Below are 20,810 nucleotides of genomic sequence, written 5' to 3'. Positions count from 1 at the left end.
GAAAACTATTTTCTTGCAGTTGCACTATTGACATTACACTAAAAGTAACACTGCCATGGGATTTTGGGATTTTTTGACAGTCAGAAGGAAGGTCAAGTTCAATAAACTTTATGAATTGGCTTGCCAGGAGAGCGATTTTGACAGGGCGCGATCCTTATACGACGAAGCCATTAATTTAGCTCAGGACAACAAAAACGTATTTTTTAAGCGAGCAGTCCTTTTTCTGAAGGAAGGTAAGGAACCAGATGCCATCAAAGACCTCAAACAATCCATTCAGATTGGTGGGGATTTTATGGAAGCACATTTATTGCTCGGAAATATCTTCTACGAACGACACGATTACCAATCTGCTTTTGATCACTATGATCAGGCTGTTAAATGTGCGGAAGATTCTTCCATCGCTTTCATGAGCCGGGGTAAGGCATGGATGAAGCTAAATATGGTCAAAGATGCCTTTGAAGATTTCAAAAAAGCGATTTCACTGAATCCATTGAATACGTCTGCTTTTATCGAGCGCGCGAATTTGTTGATGCTGATAGAGAAAAAGAAAGCGGCGATAAAAGATATGGAACAAGCCATCCGATTGGAGCCGGGAAATCCAAGGATATACGTACTTCGGGCGGAATTGTACATATCAGAAAGTGATTTCAAAAAGGCGGAAAAGGACCTGGATAAAGCACTCCAATTGGTTCCCGATCATGCCGGGGCTTATGCGGTTTTGGCGGAATTGAATTTCTATCAGGACAAAGAAGAAGCATTCTATCAAACTTTCGAGAAGGCTGGAAAACTTGGATTTTCCCTGTGTGAGTTCAGCCAGGACATCTTTACCAAATACGCCAGTGTACCTCGATTTCAAGGGTTGGTAGCGGAGTTAACTTAATCCGTCAAATTGCTGGAGTAAAGTGCCCTGTTTCTTTCATACTTGCTAGTTATTCTGCTCTTGATGTCTGGACGAAGAAGGGCAGATAGATAATTTTCTGACATTTTTGTCATATTCAATTCATTCTTACTACCAAGTAAAATAGATAGCAAGAATGCCCTTCATATGTCAGACCTGTCGGAACGTCAATTTATTGCCGCCATTGATCAAAGTAAGAAAAGTATATATCGGATTTGCTCGGTTTATGCTTCTCCACCCTTAGAAGCGCAAGACTTATTCCAGGAAGTAGTATTCCAAATCTGGAAATCTTACAGCTCTTTTCAGCACAGGTCGAACATCAGCACATGGATCTATAAGATTGCTCTGAATGTATGCTACAGTTCGAAGAAGAACTATGATCGGAAACATGTAAGAACAAGTCGACTGGATTCCATACATTTCATGGCCGATGATTATGATTCGGACGATGAAACCACGACCAGATTCAAAGCGCTTTCAGGAATGTATCGCTGATCTTAAGGATGTGGATCGTTCCTTAGTGATTCTATATTTGGAAGACCTGTCTTATAGAGAAATAGCGACAATTCTCGGGTTGACCGAAAACCACATAGCGGTCAAAATGAAGCGCATTCGAAAAACCCTTTTTGGGTGTATCACACCCAAACTTCAGTGAAATGCTAGAACAAGAATTGAAAGACCTATGGAGGAACTCTCCGGAGACAGAAAGAATCAAATTCGACCTTTCTCGATTGATGATTGACTTAAATGGACAATTGGAAGATTTGAATGCAAGGATTAAAAGAAGAGACCGTATGGACATCATCACCATGCTGATCAGCATACCTGTTTTTTCCTATTTAATATTTATCATTCCTTTTCCTGTGACCAAAGCTGGACTTGTATTGGCTATCCTGGGCATGATTTGGCATGTTTTCAAAAGAAGAGATCATTACTTAAATCGAATTCCGGTTAACCATACTTTGTCGTTTAAGGAACAACTGGAGAATCAAAAATTGAATTTAGAGCATGAAAAGAAGCTCATGAGCACAGTCCTTTATTGGTTTTTGATACCATCGTTTGTGCCGTTTGCTGTTTCGGTTTTAGGCCTTGGAGATCCACAGGCATATGGTTGGTCCAATTTCATTATTGATCAGCTATTGCCTATGCCAATTATTTACAAGCTGGCCTATTTGACTTTCGCAGCCATCGTTTTTACTATGATATATAGAGAGAACAATCGAGTAGTTCGGAGGACGTTAATGCCTATGATTCGAGAGATCGAAGAGGCGCAACAGGAACTGAGCAACGATGACGTAGTTTAACTCATGAATTGAATACGGACGTTGATCAGAACTCTCGAATTTTGATGCTTCTGAAATGCACCGTATTTCCATGATCCTGTAACAGGATATGGCCCTCTGGCCATTGACCGAAGTTTTCCCAGTTTTTGTATTTGCTGTAAGCCACAAGTGAACGGAAGATCTGTGAAAAACGATCGTATTCCACGACTTTTTCATTGTTGAGCCAATGCTCGACTTTACCGCCTCTGGAAACGATACGCGCCCGGTTCCATGCGCCGATGCCTTTGAATTGCTTTCCGCGACCAGGAACGGATAAGTTCTCGGCAGGGATCAAATCATATAGGGAAGCAACAGTCCTGTTTCCGGCGACGCCCATATTTGCATCAGGATGGTTCTTGTCATCCAGTACCTGGAACTCACAACCAATGGCAGAACCGGTTCCTTTATTAAGGTTAGGATCTACAAAATACTTGATGCCGGAATTGGCGCCTTCGGTGATCTTGAAATCCAGTACCAGTTCAAAGTCTGAAAATTGCTCCTTGGTAATGATATCTCCGGGACCAGTTGCTTCGGCACCATCCGTGGCCAGGATCGTTAATTCGCCATCATTCATTTCCCAGCCGCTGGCGGGAAACTCAGGGCTTTTTGCGCTTTGCCAACCTTTGGAAGTTTTGCCGTCCCAAAGCAGTCTCCAGCCGGTTCGTTTTTCATTGGTTGATAGCGCATTGGTGAGGTAGCTCAGTTCAGGGACATCCGGGTCCGGACTGGTTATATATTGCTCCGGATTTTCAGTGAGGATACGCATGTTTTTCCATTTCACCTTCTTATTGGCTTGCGAGGGATCATAGATACCATGAACCTGCAGACCAAAGAAACCTTCGGCCGTTTCATCATCAACTAATCGTGCGCAATGTACCCCATTGATCCACGTATTGATTGTTTGACCAACGGCTTCAATTCTTACCTTGTTCCATTCCCCATTTCGAAAGGCTTTTGAACCTTTGGGGTTTCTGGCCAGGGGGTATAACCATCCCCTTCGTCCCTCATCATAGATACCTCCCGAAAAAGCCCGTGGACTTGGGTCCAATTCCAGTTGATATCCATGTACACGTCCGTTTTGATAGTCTGAAAGGCTCTTACTCCTGAATTGTACCCCACTGTTGAAAGAAGGGTCCAGCCATACTTCAAATTCCAGGATGAAGTCAGAATAAGAGGCTTTCGTTGTGAGAAAGCTGTTATTACGATCGTCAACCGTCGTTCCCACGATCATGCCATCTACCAATTCGTAGGTGGCTGTACCACCCTTCTGATCCCAGTCGCTAAGATCATTACCTATTAGTGACTGCCAATTCTGACCAAAAACTGACAAAACAAATAGGCTGTAACACGTGATAAATAGTAGGGTCCTCATGAGATTGTATGTATCATTAATAACAGAAGAAAAGGCATTGAACATTGGAAATTAGATAATTCAACCCTAAGTCATTCATGAATTCATTAATTGCTTCGCCGCTTTTCGGATCAAATCGGGAATATCGACTTAAAATAAATGTTAAGTAATTATAAAAAACACAGTAATTAAAGTGTGTCTATGGGTTATTATACAGGTTTATACTTCTTGAAATGTCATTAAAGAAATAAAAAATTCGGGAAAACATGATTTAGTCTAACCTTTTTGCATTAATATGCGTTATATAAATAACCTAAGAAAAAATTGTACTTAAGCTATGGGAACCATTATCCTCACAACCACATTGGCGCTAACCTTGATTCTGCTCGAAAGATATTGGATTGGCGTTAGGAGAACGCGTAGGTCCAAGAACCTGCTATTTAAAGGATTGCTCTATTAAGCAACCACAGAGATTAGCTTAACAACAAAGGGCGCTACAATTACTGTAGCGCCTTTTTTTATTATTGTGACAATAATTCCTAGGATAGTGATTCAATATGAGGGTCGAATTATTCTTCTGTACCCAGTAATTAACACTCCTACAATGACTTGAATCAAAGCATCACCATGAATTGTCTTGGCCTTTTTCCATTGATGAAAAGGGCCGAAAAAATCTAGGCCGGATTCATTTTTTAACGGTTTTCAATCCAAAGAGCAGGAATAAAATAAACTCGTCATCTATTTTGTCGAAAACAGACGGAGTTCTGCAGGACTCGAACAGAATTTTATTCTTATCTGCTCTTTTTTGAATTAAAAACCTAAAATGAATCAAGGCCGTTACAAAACGGCAACTCTTTTTCGTAGCAATTCTCTACAGAAATAAGTTGTTGGGTGATAGCCGTCCCAAATCTCAATTGACCCAGCAAGCTTTATGTGTATTTCAATTTTTTTTCAACAGATTCCAGCGTTTTCATAAGTTCCGGCATTTAATAAGAAAAGACCGGAAAAAAATAGCGTCTTAGTGACCGAAAAGGAATTAGTCGATCAATGTCAAAAAGAAATTCGTAGCGCTCAAAAGGCGCTCTATGAGACCTATTATATCGAAATGAAAAGGTTGGTGATGAGATACGCAAAAGAGGAAAATGATGCATTCGACTGCTTGAGTACAGGCTTTTATAAGGTGCTGACCAAGATCAACCAATTCGATTATCAAGGTAAGGGCAGCTTATCTGCATGGATCCGTAAGATCATGATCAATGAAGCATTGATGAAGATCAAAGCTTTGAAAAGAGAACAGCTGCTGTTCTGGGAAGAACCGATTGAAGCACCCGAGGTGCAAGAAGAATTTATGGAAAGTTCCTACATCTACGATTGTATTCGGCTGCTCCCGGACGGGGCAAGAACCATATTTAATCTAGTGGCCATCGAGGGATATAGCCATAAAGAAGCATCGCAAATACTGAACATTTCCGAAGGTACTTCCCGGTCGCAACTGGTGTATGCACGTGGCAAATTGAAGCAATTATTAAACGATCAGAAATACTCATGAAGGAGGATCTTAATAAAAAGCTGGAATCGCTCAATCAAGTTGATCTGGAGACCTCATGGTCCCGGGATGACCTTTGGGAGGCGATCGAATCCAAAATGGAAGATCAAAAACCTCGTCGTAGGTTCTTAACCGAAGGATGGAGGACACTTCCCTGGGCAGCTGCAGCGATGGTCCTGATAACGCTGGGGCTATTTTGGTGGTCCACGCAACCAGTGTCCGATGTGATTGAGGTAGTTGAGATCGAGACCATTGGTGATCCTATCCTCGAAATGGAGAGTGAAGTTCAGCTGGCGGAAGGTAAGCTCTTCATTCATGAAGCATGCCGCAAAGAATTGGAGATCTGTGAATCCCCAACTTTCATTCAGCTTTATAGGGAGTTGAATCAGATAGAAGAAGAAAAGACGTTGCTGGCCGAGGCTGTCAAACAATATGGAGCAGATGAGATAGCAACAAGAGCCATGATTCAGCTTGAAAACGCCGAATCATCCATCACCAGTCAACTGGTATCAATGATTGTGATATGACAATGTTACACCGATGAAAAGATTTTTATTTTATACAATTTTCACGACGCTTTTGCTGGGAGTTAAGGCCCAGACGGTATTAAATGTAGCCACACAGCGTTTTGAGGAAAAAATGGACTACCAGCCTGGCCAGGTATTATTACTCAATCTGGAAAAGGCGCAGGTCTCCATCCAGGGGTGGAATCAGGACTACTATGCATTCGAGATTCTGCTCAAGTCGAAACACAAAGACCGACAACAGGCAGTCAAAGAACTAGAGTACCTCAAATATCAATTGAAGAAAGAGGGAGATACTCTGCGCTTCTCCAACGATTTTGTTTCAGGGCAGTCTTTTCGAAAAGTTCAGGGCATCTTAAACATCGAATTGCTCGTGAAGGCCCCGCGTTCCAGCAAGGTAGCTGTCAGCAATGCTTACGGTGCTACTACTGTATCCAACATGTCGGACCGGGTGAGTTTGGAAGGGAAGTTTGTCGATTCTGATGTAAGCAACTGTGATGGGGACCTTTCCCTGATTGCCGTCTTTGGAAGCAATAGGATCTCAGATCATGCAGGGGATCTGTACATGGACCTTTCACGAGTAGACCTGATCGGAAATCAAATCAAGGGAAAGGTAACTGGTAAGGCAAATTACGGTACCATTCAATTGATGGGCCTTAGTAGTGCTGAAGTAGACATTGAAGCACGAAGAACCTCGTTCACATTAGAATTAATTGCTCCTATCGACAGCTATCATTATGACTTGAGTACTGACCTGGGGACCATCTTCCTGGAAGGCTCCATGAATCTGAAAAAATCTTCCAAATGGGAATATGAAGGGACCTCTAATTCAAAGATTACCATCATGACCTCCTTTAGTCCTATCACCATTCGAGATAATACACTAAACGCTTACAAACAATGAGAAGACTTCACCTAACACTGGCCATCTGCTGCTCCATTTTAGTTGGGTCTGTAGCTCAGGAAATTACTGTATCAACAGATACCTTAAATGAGAGAGCTCCAAATCAAAAATATCAGTATCAAACCTTGGACCAATATGATCAACGGATCTTGCTAAAACTTGGTGCACTGGGTGGTTTCGGCTTTTCATTTAACAACCAGCTGAGGGATCTGCCATTTGATTTTATCGGATTGGAATATAGATTGACCCCATTGATATCGGTTGAAGGAGCTTATTTCTTTCGTGCCAATAATTTAAGTGGCTATTCACTGAAGCTGAGACACTATTTGAAGAAAGGCAGACTTGCAGACAACATGTCCGGAAGATATGTGGCGGTTGAATTTGGGAATAGATTTATCGGTTCCACTTCCACTAATCAGACGTACCAGCTTCAACTTGGCCAACAAATCAAAAAAAGTCGATTTGGCTATGCTGACTTCAGCGTATTCTCAAGTTATCAGGTTACCTCATTTGACAATTACTTGAATTTCGGACTAAATGTGACGGTCGGCGCTGCATGGGGACCTACCGGAAACCGATCACAATTGAAATTGCCTTCAGAGCATCAGTTTTCTGGTCATAGAGAGCACTTTTTGATCACACTTGAAAATCCTAGTTTCGTTCTCGGAGAAAATTTTCAATCTTTTTCTTTGACCTCTACTGTTGAGAAAGAGCTTTTGATCAAAGGCCTTACTGCTCGTACGACGTTCAGTGCAGGTTACTCCAGACAGACATCAATTTCTGCGGAGAATTTTTTCGCCAGATCGTATGCTTTTTCAGTTTCAGCCAGTATTCGGAAGTATATTGGACGGTTAAGAAAACCTAGTGTTGATAGACCACTACACTCATTTTCAGGGCTGTATCTGGGTACGGGAGTGGGTAGTATGTACTCACTTGCTGATGTTAAATTTTCCTCTACGGCGGAAGTTTTCAAGGAGTCGAGATATGGTTTCGATCGAGCGATACCATTCATTTCTATTGGTTATCAAGAACGATTAGGTAAGCGATTCTTCTATGACATTTTTGCTACTTACTCCTTTTATACTTATACTAATTTTATTCACAATCATAAAGGAGACCCTTACTTGTCTTTTGGAACCCGAGTTGGACTCAATTGGGGAAGATAGATGAATCCTAATGCCTATTTATTCTAACCCAATTACCATTCAATCAACAAACGAACACTAGCTATGAAAAGAATTTATCTCCTACTTGCCCTATACAGCTTCGTCATTAGTGCGCCATTCGCCCAAGAGATTATGGTTACTACAGACACCCTTGATGCTAAAGCAGCAAAAACGAAATACAATTATCAAACGATTGATCAGTATGACCAGCGGTTCTTATTGAAACTCGGAGTGCGCGATGGTTTTCACTATACCCGCGAATTCGGATTAAGTGCATTTCCTTTTGATCTGTTTGCCTTTGAATACCGACTGACGAGACTCCTTTCTATTGAAGGATCCTATATTTTTCCTGTTAATCAAAACAGTGCTGTTTCCTTTAAACTGAGGCATTTCTTGAAAGGTGGCAGAATTGCAGATAATTTGTCCGGGAAGTACTTTGCGTTGGAATATGCCAACTATATGTATAAGTTGGAATCATTCAGTGAAATTGTATCCCTTCATTTTGGCAGGCAGATCAAGAAAAGCCAATTTGGATATGCTGACATGCGGGTGTATACTGGTTATCAGTTCGGACCTTTTATCAATAACCTTAGTCTTGGGCTTAATGCAACAGTTGGTGCAGCATGGGGGCCAATTGGTAAAAGGTCTTCAACCGGTTTATCCTCAGAGCAAAAAGTTTCCAGCCATAGAGAGCATCTTTTAATCACCCTTCAAAACCCCTCGGTATTCATAGATTTGTCGAATAACATTCAGTATTATTACGTGGGTTCTACCATCGAAAAGGAATTCCTGTTAAAAGGCTTAACGGCCAGTCTGGGCTTATGGGGTAGCCATTCTAATCGAAAAGAAAACAACGACAATTTCATAAGGAATACCCGTTTTTCAATATCTACAAGTGTTCGAAAGTATTTTGGACCTCTAAAGAAGCCTAATGCAGACAATCCTGTACATGCCTTTGCCGGATTTTATGTAGGAGCGGGGTTGGCTAGCCTTTACTCTTATGAGGATATCGAATTCTCAATATTAGATGACGCAAGAGATGAAGTCAGGCAAGGGTTTAGTGAAGCTGTTCCCTATCTCTCAATTGGGTATCGTGAACGAATGGGCAAACGTTATTTCTTCAATATTTCCGCGAGTTACTCCTTCCAGCACACCATCACTTCTATTCCTGAGCATACAAGGGGAGATGGGATATTTTCTGTTCGCACAGTACTGGGCCTGAATTGGGGAAAATAGTAAGTTTTACCTCCGTAAAATGATCGGCAATTAGATGTTTTCTAAAATAATATTGATAATTCAAGAACATCATCAATGTAATATCGTAATATTACGATATGGGAATATCGAAAACCGATCTTTTTACAGCGGAACAGAATGAACTGGCCAGGTATGCCAAGGTGCTGGCACACCCGGCAAGGATCGCGATCATTGATCATTTATTGAAAATGAATGTATGTATCAATAGCGATCTGGTTCAGGAATTGGGTTTAGCACAGGCAACTATTTCTCAGCATCTCAAAGAATTAAAATTGTCCGGGATCATCAAAGGCACGGTTGAAGGTAATGCCATGTGCTATTGCCTCGATTACCAGGTCTGGAAAGAAGTCCAGCAATTGTTCGACGGGATGTTTGATAAGTTGCAGCCTGAGGGTTCATGCTGTTGATAAGGTTTTGGTAGTCTCCAACTTAAACAGATAATACAATGAAAGAGCAAAAATTTCATTTAAGCTTGTTCGTATCAGATACGGATAAGACAGTCAACTTTTACACCCGGTTATTCGGTACAGAGCCAAGTAAAGTAAAATCAGACTATGTAAAGTTCGAATTAGCCGATCCGGCACTGGTCATTACTTTTCTTCAGGCACCGGACAAAGTACAGAACCATTTTGGTCACCTCGGATTTCTGGTCAATTCCACAGAAGAAGTCGAAGCACGGAAAGATGCGCTTAAAACTTCCGGTATTGAGATAGGCCTCGAAGAACAAGAAGTGGCTTGTTGCTATGCGAAGCAAGATAAGTTTTGGGTGAATGACCCGGATGGATACGAGTGGGAAGTGTACCATTTCATTGAGGATGTCAATCAAAATGAAGAGAAGTACACTGCAGCGCCTTGTTGCTAGGCTTATTTTTCGCCCAAGTCAATCGTAATATTGCAATAATATATTTTATTAAAAGGTCAGCAGATTTTTGTTGACCTTTGTTTTTTTATAAGATCATAGGCAAATGATCCCACTTTATCAAAGTGGGCCAATGGTATTAAGTTAAGTGAAATGGACCGTCATTGCGAGCTTGCGTGGCAATCTCAAATAAGGTTTCGAAGTAGAAATCTAGAATAGACTGCCGCTTCGGCGGTCCGATTCAATCCTTCGCAGTGACGAACCTTAACTTAATAACGTGGCAAAGGGGTATGGGGATTAGTCAAAAATTTCCTAATGATTTTAAAAACGAACCACTTAGAGTAGTATTCAAATGAAACCAAAACTAGCCGCATACATTGAGCAGTTATTGCCAACGATAGATGATTTAAAACCAGATAGAATCGCTATTCTGGATCAACTTGTGACTTATTGTCAATCAAAATTGCAATCAGGTCAAGAACTGAACTTGACATTTATCTGCACCCATAACTCCCGAAGAAGCCACTTCAGTCAGATCTGGGCACAGGTAGCCGCACATTATTATGGTTTTGATAGAGTGAAGACCTTTTCAGGAGGAACAGCTACCACCGCATTCAATGAAAGAGCGGTGGCGGCTTTGGAGCGAACCGGAATGGATATCGAAAATCCCGGTGGTGAAAACCCCCGCTATCAAGTGCATTATTCCGATCGAGCGAAGCCCATGGAAGCCTATTCCAAAACCTTTGACGAGGCACCAAACCCGAAAACCAACTTTTGTGCCGTTATGACCTGCTCCAGTGCCGATGCTGATTGCCCTGTGGTTTTCGGCGCGGATGGACGCGTGGCATTATTATATGTCGATCCCAAAGAATCGGATGGAACAGATGCCGAGTTAGCCACCTATGACGAACGATGCCTTCAGATTGCCACAGAATTGTTTTATGTATGGCGCAAAGTGAAAGCAGAATTAGCTAACTGAAGGTTGTTAAAAAACATTAAAGAAACCGCCGCTTAAGTAATCTTATTTTTAGATAGGCGTCAGCAGGGTATTTTTGCAGACTTCAGAAAATTGAAACGAACTGAGATGGAACAGAGCCTGGATCAGGAGCTCAAGCAAGAGCATCAACGAAAGATCAAAAAAGTAACGCATGAGGTAGGTAAAATCGTGGTAGGCCAGGAGTACATGGTCAATCGCCTGCTCATCGGGTTATTTACACAAGGACACATCTTATTAGAAGGTGTTCCTGGTCTGGCGAAGACATTGACGGTGAATACACTGGCCGATGTTTTACATCTCGATTTCAAAAGAATTCAGTTTACGCCGGATCTGCTTCCTGCGGATTTGTTGGGTACGATGATCTATAACCAACAGAAATCTGAGTTTGAAGTAAAGAAAGGGCCGATCTTCGCCAACATGATCCTGGCAGATGAGGTCAACCGATCTCCCGCCAAAGTGCAGTCTGCTTTGCTGGAATCCATGCAGGAAAAGCAGGTCACCATCGGAGAAACCACGTTTGAGCTGGACCGACCCTTTTTGGTGATGGCGACTCAAAACCCCGTGGATCAGGAAGGAACTTACCCACTACCGGAAGCACAAGTGGATCGTTTCATGCTGAAAGTACACGTGGATTACCCAACCAAGGGTGAGGAACTAGAGGTGATGCGACGCATGAGTAACATGACCTTCAATTCAGCGGTGGAAACCATCCTTTCCAAAGAAGACATTTTCTCTATTCGGGAAGAGATCAATCAGGTGAGCATTTCCGAATCTTTGGAGAAGTACATCATCGAATTGGTATTCGCTACACGAGATCCTAAAGCTTATGGCTTGAATGATGTGGCGCAATACATTGAATTCGGGGCATCACCAAGGGCCTCTATCAACTTGAACCTTGCTGCGAAAGCGGTAGCATTCTTCGATGAGCGTGATTTTGTACTGCCTGAAGACATCAAGGAAATCGCTAAAGATGTGATGAACCACCGTATTTTGCTCAATTATGAAGCGGAAGCAGACGCGGTGACCACTCAGGACATCATTGAGCAATTACTGAACAAGGTAGAGTTGGCGAAGTAGCAACATTTGCTTAACATAGAAAATACGTCCTTAAAATTCACGGGCTGATATTAACACAATCGTAAAGATCAACCTCTAGGGAGTTAACACACAAAATTCAATTTTGCTGCCAACAAACTTTTCGCAACAAAATTGATTATGAAAAAATTATTATCACTCTTAGCATTCACAGGTATGCTATTCGTTATCTCTTGTTCAGAGGACGAGCCTGTTAACGCTGATCCTGAGGTAACTGCCCCTGCGGCGGCGACGGTTACTTCAGGACAATCCATAAATGTAACTTTTCCCTATATCGCCATTGGTGGTTTCGCTTCTTCTACAGTGACAGAAACTGGGGGAACAACTACTGTAGTGACCGATGGAACAGATGGCGAAACTTCAGGAGCCATTGTTGTATCTTTCACGGCAGGTGATGCTGGTGCAGGATCAATCACTTTGACAGTAACCGACGCAAATGGAAAAACAGGATCAGCTACTGCTGTATTGACCATTACCGATACAGATGCTACACCTGTAATTAGCGTTCGAGGCGCTATCGAAGGTACAGTCAATTGGACTGCTGACAACATTTATCAGCTGGATACACGAGTGACAGTTGTTGATGGTGCTACTTTGAACATTGCACCAGGAACTGTTATCAAAGGAGCTCCCGGAGCTGCGGCTGCGGCTACTGCCCTTTTGGTGGCTCGAGGAGGTACCTTGAATGCTCAGGGAACTGCTGCCTTACCGATCATTTTTACTTCTACAGATGATCCTATAGATCCGGCAGATATCGCTGCTGGTAATTATGCAAGTACCACTAACCCTGCCCAGACTGGTTTATGGGGAGGTATCATTATTCTTGGTAAAGCTCCAATTACAGGAAAAGTCGAAGATGGTAACGGAGAAACAACTGCTGATCTTGCTGAGCTTCAAATTGAAGGAATTCCTTCTTCAGACGAAAACGGTCTTTACGGAGGAAATGAGCCTGAAGATAACTCTGGAACGATCTCTTACATCTCTATCCGACACGGAGGAACTAACATCGGTGCAGGAAACGAAATTAACGGTTTGACGCTTGGTGGTGTTGGTTCCGGTACTACAATCAGTAATGTGGAAATCGTTGCGAATCAAGACGATGGAATCGAGTTTTTTGGAGGCAATGTATCAATAGATGGCGCGGTGGTCTGGAACTCTTTCGATGATTCAATGGATACGGACCAGGATTGGACAGGATCAGTGACCAACTTCATCATTATCTCACCAAATACGGGTTCTGCTTTTGAGCTTGACGGACCGGAAGGAGACCGAACAAGAGGTGAAAATCATACGTTCTCAGAAGGGGTGATCTACGGTGGTGCAGATATCGATGCCATTGTTGATTGGGATGATGACACCAATGCTACACTGACTAACCTTTACTTCTTTGGAATCACTGCTGGTAGAATCGACAGCTTCAACGGAAACGGTGCGGTTGCAAGTACGAACTGGGAAACAGATTTGGCTGACAATTCCGGTGGATTCTTCGATGGTGTGGACGATGGTGTGATCACTTACGGAGTTGCTGTAGGTTCTAAGTCTTACGGACCTTCTGCTGCTGATTTTGCCTGGACATGGGCAGGTAACTCTGGAAAACTTGCTGAACTAGGCCTTTAATTAAGTGTCAGATAATTTGAAATACGATAGAGCTGCTTCATTAATTTGGAGCAGCTTTTTTAATGCTTCTACGTGCTTAGTCGCCCAGTATAAATCCAAAATTATCTCTGGAAACATTGTCTTAACATTCGAGTTAGGGCACTAAATAGAATTGCAAAGTGCTGATATTAAATCAGTTAAGGCATTTTGGGACAAGGTAAATTCAATTTAAAAACAACTAAGAGGGGTTTTTTCAGGCCTGGGAAAACATTTTTTTAACACTGTACTAACGATTTTATAAATACTTCACTGTTGTGCTGGTAACGGGCTCTAATGAGTTTTGCGCCCAGAATAAATGCTGAATTGAAACCAGGTCTAACAGCACTTAACCCTAACACGGTGATTGCGGTATCGCAACAGAAAGGATTGGTATCTCCGGTTTCATCCAACTTTTACCCATGAAAAAATTGACGATGCTGGGCTTGTGCCTGGCCTTTTTTTTGTTTGCTACAGCTGCCTCTGCTGATCCCGGGATCATCCGAGGAACGATTTATGAGCAATCTACGGGGGAGCCCCTATTTGGCGTAGCAGTACGGATTCAGAACACTGCAACTGGCGCAGTTTCGGATTTTGATGGAAAATTCCAGATCAAAGTAGAGCCTGGTACCTACACGATCGAAGCTTCTTTTGTTTCCTTTAAGACCGTAACAATCACGGATCTTGTGGTTGCAGAAGATGATATCACTCTCATCGATGCCATTTGGATGGAAGATGCTGTGGAGGAATTAGAGGCGATCGTAGTAACCGGTGAGGTGATCAAAACTAATGAAACGGCCCTACTTACAGTAAAAAGGAAGTCTGCCAATGTAATGGATGGGATTTCTGCTGAAAGCTTTCGAAAAATTGGTGATGGAAATGCAGGACAGGCCGCCAAGCGTGTGACCGGAGTTTCTGTAGAAGGAGGAAAATACGTTTATGTAAGGGGGCTGGGAGACCGATATACCAAAACGACCCTGAATGGCATGGATATCCCTGGTCTGGATCCGGATAGAAACAGTATTCAAATTGATGTATTCCCTACAAACCTGATCGACAACATGGTCATCTTGAAGTCGTTCACACCGGACCTTCCTGCGGATTTCACTGGAGGAATTGTCAATATCGAAACCAAGGATTTTCCAGAAGACAAAATCATGGATGTGTCCTTTGGCATAGATTTCAATCCTGCCATGCACTTCAATAACGACTACATCACCTATGATGGCAGCGGTACAGATTGGTTAGGGTTTGACAATGGCGTTCGAGAACTTCCCGCCAATGCAAGAACCACAAACATTCCTTCTCCTATCAATTCTTCAGAGACGGAAACAGGAGAATTCTTGAATCAATTCAGCCCGACACTGGGAGTAAAATCTGCTACCAGCTTCATGAATTACAACTTTGGAGTTTCATTAGGCAATCAGGTTCAACTACCCAATGGTCATACGCTGGGCTATCTGTTCTCAGGAAATTATAAGAACAGCACAAACTTGTATGATGATGCTTATTTTGGCGAATATCAGAACGATCGGGATATCGATGTGAGGGAATTCCAGCGAGCGGCAACAGCAACCGGTGTACTAGCTGAAAACAATGTACTTCTCGGAGGTCTTGCCGGATTGGCTTACAAAACAAGTCTGTCAAAATTTCGATTGACTTACATGCGTCTTCAAAATGGAGAAAGCCGAGCCGGTGATTTTAACCTGGTGGATGATGAGGACGCTGTTGGTAAGTCTGGTTACCTGGGATTATCGGAGAACCTTGAGTACAACGAACGTTCTATATCTACACTTTTCCTGAACGGCGAGCACCATACAAATGATGATTCCTGGATGGTAGATTGGAGAGTTTCATCTACCTGGTCTTCACAAGAAGATCCTGACATTCGTCGTACCGCTTTTACGCTGATCAATGACAATCCACGTTTTGCTGCTGGAGCTGCTGGTAACCCAAGTAGACTTTGGAGAAGCCTGGAAGAGATCAATGTAGGTGGTAAAGTTGATGTCGTGAAGAAACATCAATTGTTCAATCGTGATGCCAAGTTGAAGTTTGGCATGAGTCATACTTACAAGGAAAGAGATTACGAGATTGTCGATTTCAATGTCAATTTCCTGGCAGGAGGCCGGTTAGATTGGACGGGTGCAGCAAGTCAGGTTTGGACTGAAGAAACCGTGTTCCCGGCAGGTTTTGTTTATTTGGTATCTGGATTCGGTGACCCTAACCCAAACCAATATAATTCGAACATAAATAATACTGGCGTCTATGTGTCCAGTGAGTTTTCCATCACTGAAGAATTAAAAGCCATTGTAGGAGTCAGAGCAGAGAACTTTGTGCAACGACATACAGGTCGTGATCAGGATGCTGCAGGATCTATCAGAGGATTCCAGCAAGACGGCTTCAGAGACATGGACTTGATCATTGCCGCAATACAGGCAAATCCTGAGAGATATGGAAATGTGTTGGACAATGATAAAGTATTGGACAATTTGAATTTCTTCCCATCAGTTAACTTGATCTACAACCTGCAAGACAAGCAAAACATCAGGTTTTCCTACGGTAGAACGATTGCCCGACCTTCATTCAAAGAGCTATCGTTTGCTCAGATCATTGACCCGGTATCTAACCGTATCTTCAATGGAGGTCTCTTCAGTATCGATACATGGGAAGGAAACCTGCAGGAAACTTTGATTGACAACATTGATCTGCGTTGGGAAATGTTCATGAACAGAGGTCAACTCTTTTCAGCATCTGTCTTTTACAAGAAGTTTGATAATGCCATCGAGTTGGTTCGACTTCCACAGCAACAAACCAATGCGGAATTTCAGCCTAGAAACGTTGGAAATGGTCAACTATTCGGCTTGGAATTAGAATTCAGAAAATCATTGGATTTCCTTTCGGACAAATTTAGCATCAATGGAAACGTTACTTTGGTTGAATCAAGACTTGATTTCTCTGAGGCTGAAATGCTCAACAGAACGGCAAGAGCAAGAACAGGAGAAGAGATTGATGATACACGAAGCATGGCCGGACAAGCTCCATGGATCGTTAACGCAGGCATTTCTTACAATGACTATGAAAGACAATTCGATGCAGGCTTTTTCTACAATGTAAAAGGAAGAACGCTTGTAGTCGTTGCAGGTGGTCGTGATCCAGACGTTTTCGCAGAGCCTTTCCACAGTTTGAATTTCAATATGAATAAGTCTTTCGGTTCCGATGACCAATGGTCAGCCAACTTTGGCGTATCTAATATCCTGGGAGACAAATTGGAACAACTCTATCGAAGAGCATTTTCGTCTGCTGAAGATGATAACACGGAGATTTTCCAACGTTTTAGCCCGGGAACCTCGATATCTGCCGGAATCAAATATTCATTTAGATAAGTCAGAAACTCATAATATTTCAGAAGGCCATCCAAGTGGGTGGCCTTTTTTTGTACTTCCCTGGGGATAAAAAGCCTACCGTGCGTTCATGCAAAACCTGAATTTCCTTTGCTCAATTTAAGCAATAACTGGTCAATACACCCTTCGCTATTTCAACGGATTGGAAAAGTGCTTTTTCCCGTTGATTCAGCATGTAAATGTTCGTTCCACTGCTCAAAAGTCACATAGTCATTGATGACCAGGAGGGAAGCAATAGCTACATCTCTGTAGGCCGCGACCGCAAATAGTGACGCCAGTTCCATTTCTACCGTTGCAACTCCTTCATTTGCATAGTATTGAATGGCTTCCTTCGTCTCCCGATACATGCTGTCCAGGGTCCAGGAGCTACCGATGTGATGGACGATGCCTTGCTTTGCTAAGCTACTTTTCAACTTGTCGCTGAGCTTTTTAGAAGGATAAGCATATTGATCAGAAGGAAGATAATGGTGAGATAGGCCTTCGTCTCTGACTGCTTTGTCCGTAAGTACAAGGTTTCCTACAGAGTTGGCGGTATGTAACCCACCCGCATGTCCTACAACAATAAACTGGCTGGTTCCTGCTGCGATCAATATCTCCAACATATGTGCAGCTGCCTGACCACCGATGCCAAAATTACCAACAAGCGCTACTTTTTGATCACAGTCATCGAAGTAGATCATTTCTCTGGTCCAGAAGGAAAGAAAAGTTGTGTAGGGTGCTGATTTGAAATGATTCATTAGCGAAGACTCAAAACAAAGAATGACTGCCTTAGGAGGGTAGATAGTCTTGATAAGCTTCCTTTTCAGCCAGAAAGTGCTGTTGAGGTGTAATGATCACCTCTTGATCATAGTGCTGCAGAAATTGAGGAAAAGGCATTTGTTCTTATCGTTTCTTAGATACGTGATAGCGCTGTAAACTAAAATTTTGAAATTATTTTCAATTAAGTGGAACGTATGAAATATCAAAGCAACAAAAGGACAAATAACAATTAAAAACTATTCATTATGAAAAAGCAGAATTTTTGGATTTTATCGATGGTGGCTCTGATTGCCTTCGGATTCACGCTTAGCTCATTTTCAACAATTGAAGGCTCCGAAACAGAAGTCACCTCAGAAGAGGTAGTGGAAGAATGTGAGATGGACGAGTGGCCAGATACATCAAGAAGTACGGACATTTGGGCAGAACAAAGAGGCCAAACCTCGATTACCATTGGTGAGTGCGAAGAGAAGTACTTCTATACCAATTTCGTCTTAAATCCCAATGGATACCACTGGAGCGTCAATGGAGTTTTTCAAGAGACAACTCCTGGTTCCGCCATTATGCTTAGGGGCTCCGATTTTCTTCCTGGCGGAAGCACGACAACTGATGTGACGACAACATTATCGGTCAGAGCTGGGGCTTCTCCTACAACTGCTTCCATTACGGTTATCGTGCTAGACAATGATAACTTGAATGGACCGTGTATTAATTGATTAGTGATCAAATAATTGTGCTGAGAAGCTGACTCGAAAGTGGGTCAGCTTTTCTTTTTCAATCCCACTCCAAAGCTTCCCGCTGCTTTTTACGAATTTCGTCGATCTCGGATTGAATATTTCTCAAAGTGAAGAGGTGGCTTTTCGAGCCTTCTCCCGAGTTCTTGACTTGTTTCCTATTTTTTTCTGCAACTGAGGCAGCGCGCGCTTCCAGTAAGTCAACTTCCGATTGATATTGATCCAGGTGCAACTGCACGATGAATTGCCTGAGCATTTCATTCAATTGTGTTTGGTATCGCGTTCGTTGGCCTTCCTCCCTCATGGCTAGCTTAAATAGCATCCGACCTGGCTTGAGACTTTCCAGTTGAGCCACGACATAAATCCTCCCAACATCTGTGGGAATACTCACCACATAATGGGTACGGAGGTTAGTTGTTTTCGAGAAGCCCTGACAAAACCTCCAAAAACTTTTCTCAACCTGATCCACATTAAAGCCTACTTCCGCTTGAAGGCCATTGATGGTTTGTGTGGGAAGTTCCAGTGATCCTTTGGTGATTTCGGGAAGCTGTCCAAGGCAAGTATTTGAAAAAAATACGAGCGAAAACAAGAAAAGTAGTGACTTCATTAGTTACTAATGGTAAGTTTAACAGAAGGACATTGCAATATCCCAATCTCCTTGGATAAACCAAGCAAGTTGATATGAGTTCCAAAATATTAATTACCGGTGGTACTGGCCTGGTAGGCACTAGATTAAGTGAGAAACTAGCACAAATGGGCCATCAGGTCACGCACCTGAGCCGTAGGGCGAATCCTCATGCCAAATTTCCTGCTTTTAAGTGGGACATAGAAAAGGGAGAAATCGACCCAAAGGCGCTGGAAGTAGATCATATCATTCACCTGGCGGGAGCTGGAGTGGGCGATCAGAAGTGGACCGAAAGACGGAAGAAAGTCATTTATGATAGCCGTATCGATTCCACGAAATTGTTGCATGATAAGGTAAAGGAAGCAGGCATTTCTTTGAAATCATTTTTATCTGCTTCAGCGATTGGTTACTACGGAATGGATACCGGAGACCAATTATTAGCGGAAGATTCTCCAGGAGCGAATGATTTTCTGGCACAGGTAACTGCAGATTGGGAAAAGGCCGCAGAGGGATTCGAAGAATTGAACATACCGCTGATTTACCTGAGGATCGGAGTGGTATTCTCTTCCAAAGGGGGAGCACTGGTAAAAATGGCCCAACCGGTCAGGTTTGGAGTGGGAGCAGCTCTTGGATCTGGGAAACAATACATCAGCTGGATACACATCGATGACATTTGCGCCATGATCATCTGGTTGCTGGAGAACAAGAAGGAAGGTATTTACAATGGTGTGGCCCCGAATCCAAAAACCAATTCAGAAGTGACCAAAGCCATTGCCCAGACGTTAAAAAGGCCTCTTTTTCTGCCTCCTGTTCCGGCATTTGTACTCAAAATGATGTTAGGAGAAATGTCATCTATCGCACAAGGAGGTAATAAAGTATCAGCACAAAAGCTGGTGGATGAAGGATTTGAGTTCCAGTTTAACGATATTAGGAGCGCCCTTTCAGATATTTATGAGAAGGGTGTTTAATATGTACAGTTATGGAAGAAGATCAAAATAACGAATCTACCCTACCCAGCGGATTTCTTGACAAAGATTGGACAGAGATCAAAAGTACCGACTCCTGGGTCATTTTTAAGGTTATGTCGGAATTCGTAGAGGGCTTTGAAAAGCTCGCTAGAATCGGCCCCTGTGTATCTATTTTTGGTTCGGCGCGGACCAAACCTGACAATCCCTATTACCAATCGGCGGAGAAAATTGCCGAACTGTTGGTGGACAAAGGTTATGGTGTCATCACCGGTGGTGGTCCCGGGATCATGGAGGCCGGTAACAAAGGAGCTTTTCAGAAAAAAGGAAAATCCGTGGGTCTGGACATTGAACTGCCCTTCGAGGGTTCACACAACGAATACATAGACCGTGATAAGGTCATCAGCCATGATTACTTCTTCGTGAGAAAGGTGATGTTTGTACGCTACTCACAAGGCTTCATTGTCATGCCTGGTGGTTTTGGTACCCTGGATGAATTATTTGAGGCATTGACTTTAATTCAGACAGAAAAAATCACAAAATTCCCCGTTGTACTGGTAGGTAAGTCATTTTGGAGTGGCCTGGTTGACTGGATCAAAACCACGTTGTTAGAGCGTGAAAATAATATCAGTGAAAAAGACCTGGACCTGTTTTCCGTAGTAGATGAACCAGAAGAAGCAGTGGAGGTCATTGAAAAGTTCTACAGTCAATACAAGTTATCGCCGAACTTTTAACAAGGGTGTGGGTTCAATTGATATCCGATTTATCTTTGCGGCCG

20 protein-coding genes are annotated in these 20,810 nt (G+C 42.6%); 17 read left to right on the top strand and 3 right to left on the bottom strand.

Going from position 1 to position 20,810, the window contains the following annotated elements; translation table 11 throughout:
• Window positions 1-55: 55 nt before the first annotated feature.
• From R8G66_30185 to R8G66_30175, 3 genes are all read left to right on the top strand, one after another.
• Complete coding sequence (locus tag R8G66_30185) at window positions 56-880, top strand: tetratricopeptide repeat protein (protein MDW3196685.1); 825 nt, start codon at window positions 56-58, stop codon at window positions 878-880.
• A 165-nt stretch (window positions 881-1,045) separates the two neighbouring features.
• Window positions 1,046-1,393, top strand: coding sequence for a sigma factor (locus R8G66_30180; protein MDW3196684.1), 348 nt, complete (start codon window positions 1,046-1,048; stop codon window positions 1,391-1,393).
• Between the two features lie 161 nt (window positions 1,394-1,554).
• Complete coding sequence (locus tag R8G66_30175; protein ID MDW3196683.1) at window positions 1,555-2,202, top strand: hypothetical protein; 648 nt, start codon at window positions 1,555-1,557, stop codon at window positions 2,200-2,202.
• A 25-nt stretch (window positions 2,203-2,227) separates the two neighbouring features.
• Here R8G66_30175 and R8G66_30170 read toward each other — a convergent pair whose 3' ends face one another.
• Complete coding sequence (locus tag R8G66_30170; protein ID MDW3196682.1) at window positions 2,228-3,592, bottom strand: DUF1080 domain-containing protein; 1,365 nt, start codon at window positions 3,590-3,592, stop codon at window positions 2,228-2,230.
• 1,000 nt (window positions 3,593-4,592) lie between these two features.
• Between R8G66_30170 and R8G66_30165 the strand changes: the two genes are divergently transcribed.
• From R8G66_30165 to R8G66_30115, 11 genes are all read left to right on the top strand, one after another.
• On the top strand, window positions 4,593-5,120 hold the full coding sequence (locus tag R8G66_30165) for an RNA polymerase sigma factor (protein MDW3196681.1): 528 nt from the start codon (window positions 4,593-4,595) through the stop codon (window positions 5,118-5,120).
• Window positions 5,117-5,644 (top strand): hypothetical protein, encoded by a 528-nt coding sequence (locus R8G66_30160; GenBank protein ID MDW3196680.1) that lies wholly within the window; start codon window positions 5,117-5,119, stop codon window positions 5,642-5,644. Before R8G66_30165 ends, R8G66_30160 begins: the two co-directional genes overlap by 4 nt.
• 13 nt (window positions 5,645-5,657) lie before the next feature.
• A complete protein-coding gene (locus tag R8G66_30155; protein ID MDW3196679.1) occupies window positions 5,658-6,545 on the top strand; it encodes a hypothetical protein in 888 nt (295 codons plus the stop codon).
• The gene (locus R8G66_30150; GenBank protein MDW3196678.1) at window positions 6,542-7,711 is read left to right on the top strand and encodes a hypothetical protein; all 1,170 of its coding nucleotides are present in this window, start codon (window positions 6,542-6,544) and stop codon (window positions 7,709-7,711) included. The genes R8G66_30155 and R8G66_30150 overlap by 4 nt, the downstream gene beginning before the upstream one ends.
• 63 nt (window positions 7,712-7,774) lie before the next feature.
• A complete protein-coding gene (locus tag R8G66_30145) occupies window positions 7,775-8,947 on the top strand; it encodes a hypothetical protein (protein MDW3196677.1) in 1,173 nt (390 codons plus the stop codon).
• 98 nt (window positions 8,948-9,045) lie between these two features.
• Window positions 9,046-9,375 carry a metalloregulator ArsR/SmtB family transcription factor gene (locus tag R8G66_30140; protein ID MDW3196676.1) on the top strand — a complete coding sequence of 110 codons (330 nt, stop codon included), beginning with the start codon at window positions 9,046-9,048 and terminating at the stop codon, window positions 9,373-9,375.
• 38 nt (window positions 9,376-9,413) lie between these two features.
• Window positions 9,414-9,830 (top strand): ArsI/CadI family heavy metal resistance metalloenzyme, encoded by a 417-nt coding sequence (locus R8G66_30135; protein ID MDW3196675.1) that lies wholly within the window; start codon window positions 9,414-9,416, stop codon window positions 9,828-9,830.
• A gap of 349 nt (window positions 9,831-10,179) precedes the next feature.
• Complete coding sequence (locus R8G66_30130; GenBank protein ID MDW3196674.1) at window positions 10,180-10,806, top strand: protein-tyrosine-phosphatase; 627 nt, start codon at window positions 10,180-10,182, stop codon at window positions 10,804-10,806.
• Between the two features lie 105 nt (window positions 10,807-10,911).
• Window positions 10,912-11,901 (top strand): MoxR family ATPase, encoded by a 990-nt coding sequence (locus tag R8G66_30125; protein ID MDW3196673.1) that lies wholly within the window; start codon window positions 10,912-10,914, stop codon window positions 11,899-11,901.
• Window positions 11,902-12,039: 138 nt separating this feature from the next.
• Window positions 12,040-13,536 carry a hypothetical protein gene (locus R8G66_30120; GenBank protein ID MDW3196672.1) on the top strand — a complete coding sequence of 499 codons (1,497 nt, stop codon included), beginning with the start codon at window positions 12,040-12,042 and terminating at the stop codon, window positions 13,534-13,536.
• 437 nt (window positions 13,537-13,973) lie between these two features.
• Window positions 13,974-16,934: a TonB-dependent receptor gene (locus R8G66_30115; protein MDW3196671.1), complete on the top strand. Its 2,961-nt coding sequence runs from the start codon at window positions 13,974-13,976 to the stop codon at window positions 16,932-16,934.
• A 152-nt stretch (window positions 16,935-17,086) separates the two neighbouring features.
• Here the strand turns inward: R8G66_30115 and R8G66_30110 are convergent, their stop codons facing one another.
• Window positions 17,087-17,689 (bottom strand): nucleoside phosphorylase, encoded by a 603-nt coding sequence (locus tag R8G66_30110; protein MDW3196670.1) that lies wholly within the window; start codon window positions 17,687-17,689, stop codon window positions 17,087-17,089.
• Between the two features lie 267 nt (window positions 17,690-17,956).
• Here R8G66_30110 and R8G66_30105 point away from each other — a divergent pair, with 267 nt between their 5' ends.
• Window positions 17,957-18,424, top strand: a complete 468-nt coding sequence (locus R8G66_30105) for a hypothetical protein (protein MDW3196669.1) — start codon at window positions 17,957-17,959, stop codon at window positions 18,422-18,424.
• A gap of 58 nt (window positions 18,425-18,482) precedes the next feature.
• On the opposite strand, the gene R8G66_30100 is transcribed toward R8G66_30105, so the two are convergent.
• On the bottom strand, window positions 18,483-19,049 hold the full coding sequence (locus tag R8G66_30100; GenBank protein MDW3196668.1) for a hypothetical protein: 567 nt from the start codon (window positions 19,047-19,049) through the stop codon (window positions 18,483-18,485).
• Between the two features lie 74 nt (window positions 19,050-19,123).
• Here R8G66_30100 and R8G66_30095 point away from each other — a divergent pair, with 74 nt between their 5' ends.
• The gene (locus R8G66_30095) at window positions 19,124-20,035 is read left to right on the top strand and encodes a TIGR01777 family oxidoreductase (protein MDW3196667.1); all 912 of its coding nucleotides are present in this window, start codon (window positions 19,124-19,126) and stop codon (window positions 20,033-20,035) included.
• 11 nt (window positions 20,036-20,046) lie between these two features.
• Window positions 20,047-20,766 carry a TIGR00730 family Rossman fold protein gene (locus R8G66_30090; GenBank protein ID MDW3196666.1) on the top strand — a complete coding sequence of 240 codons (720 nt, stop codon included), beginning with the start codon at window positions 20,047-20,049 and terminating at the stop codon, window positions 20,764-20,766.
• Window positions 20,767-20,810 lie beyond the last annotated feature (44 nt).

The sequence above is a fragment of the Cytophagales bacterium genome (assembly GCA_033344775.1).
GTDB lineage: Bacteria > Bacteroidota > Bacteroidia > Cytophagales > Cyclobacteriaceae > JAWPMT01.
The sequence above is the reverse complement of the archived record's forward strand: the minus strand, read 5'-3'. Positions and strand labels throughout refer to the sequence as shown.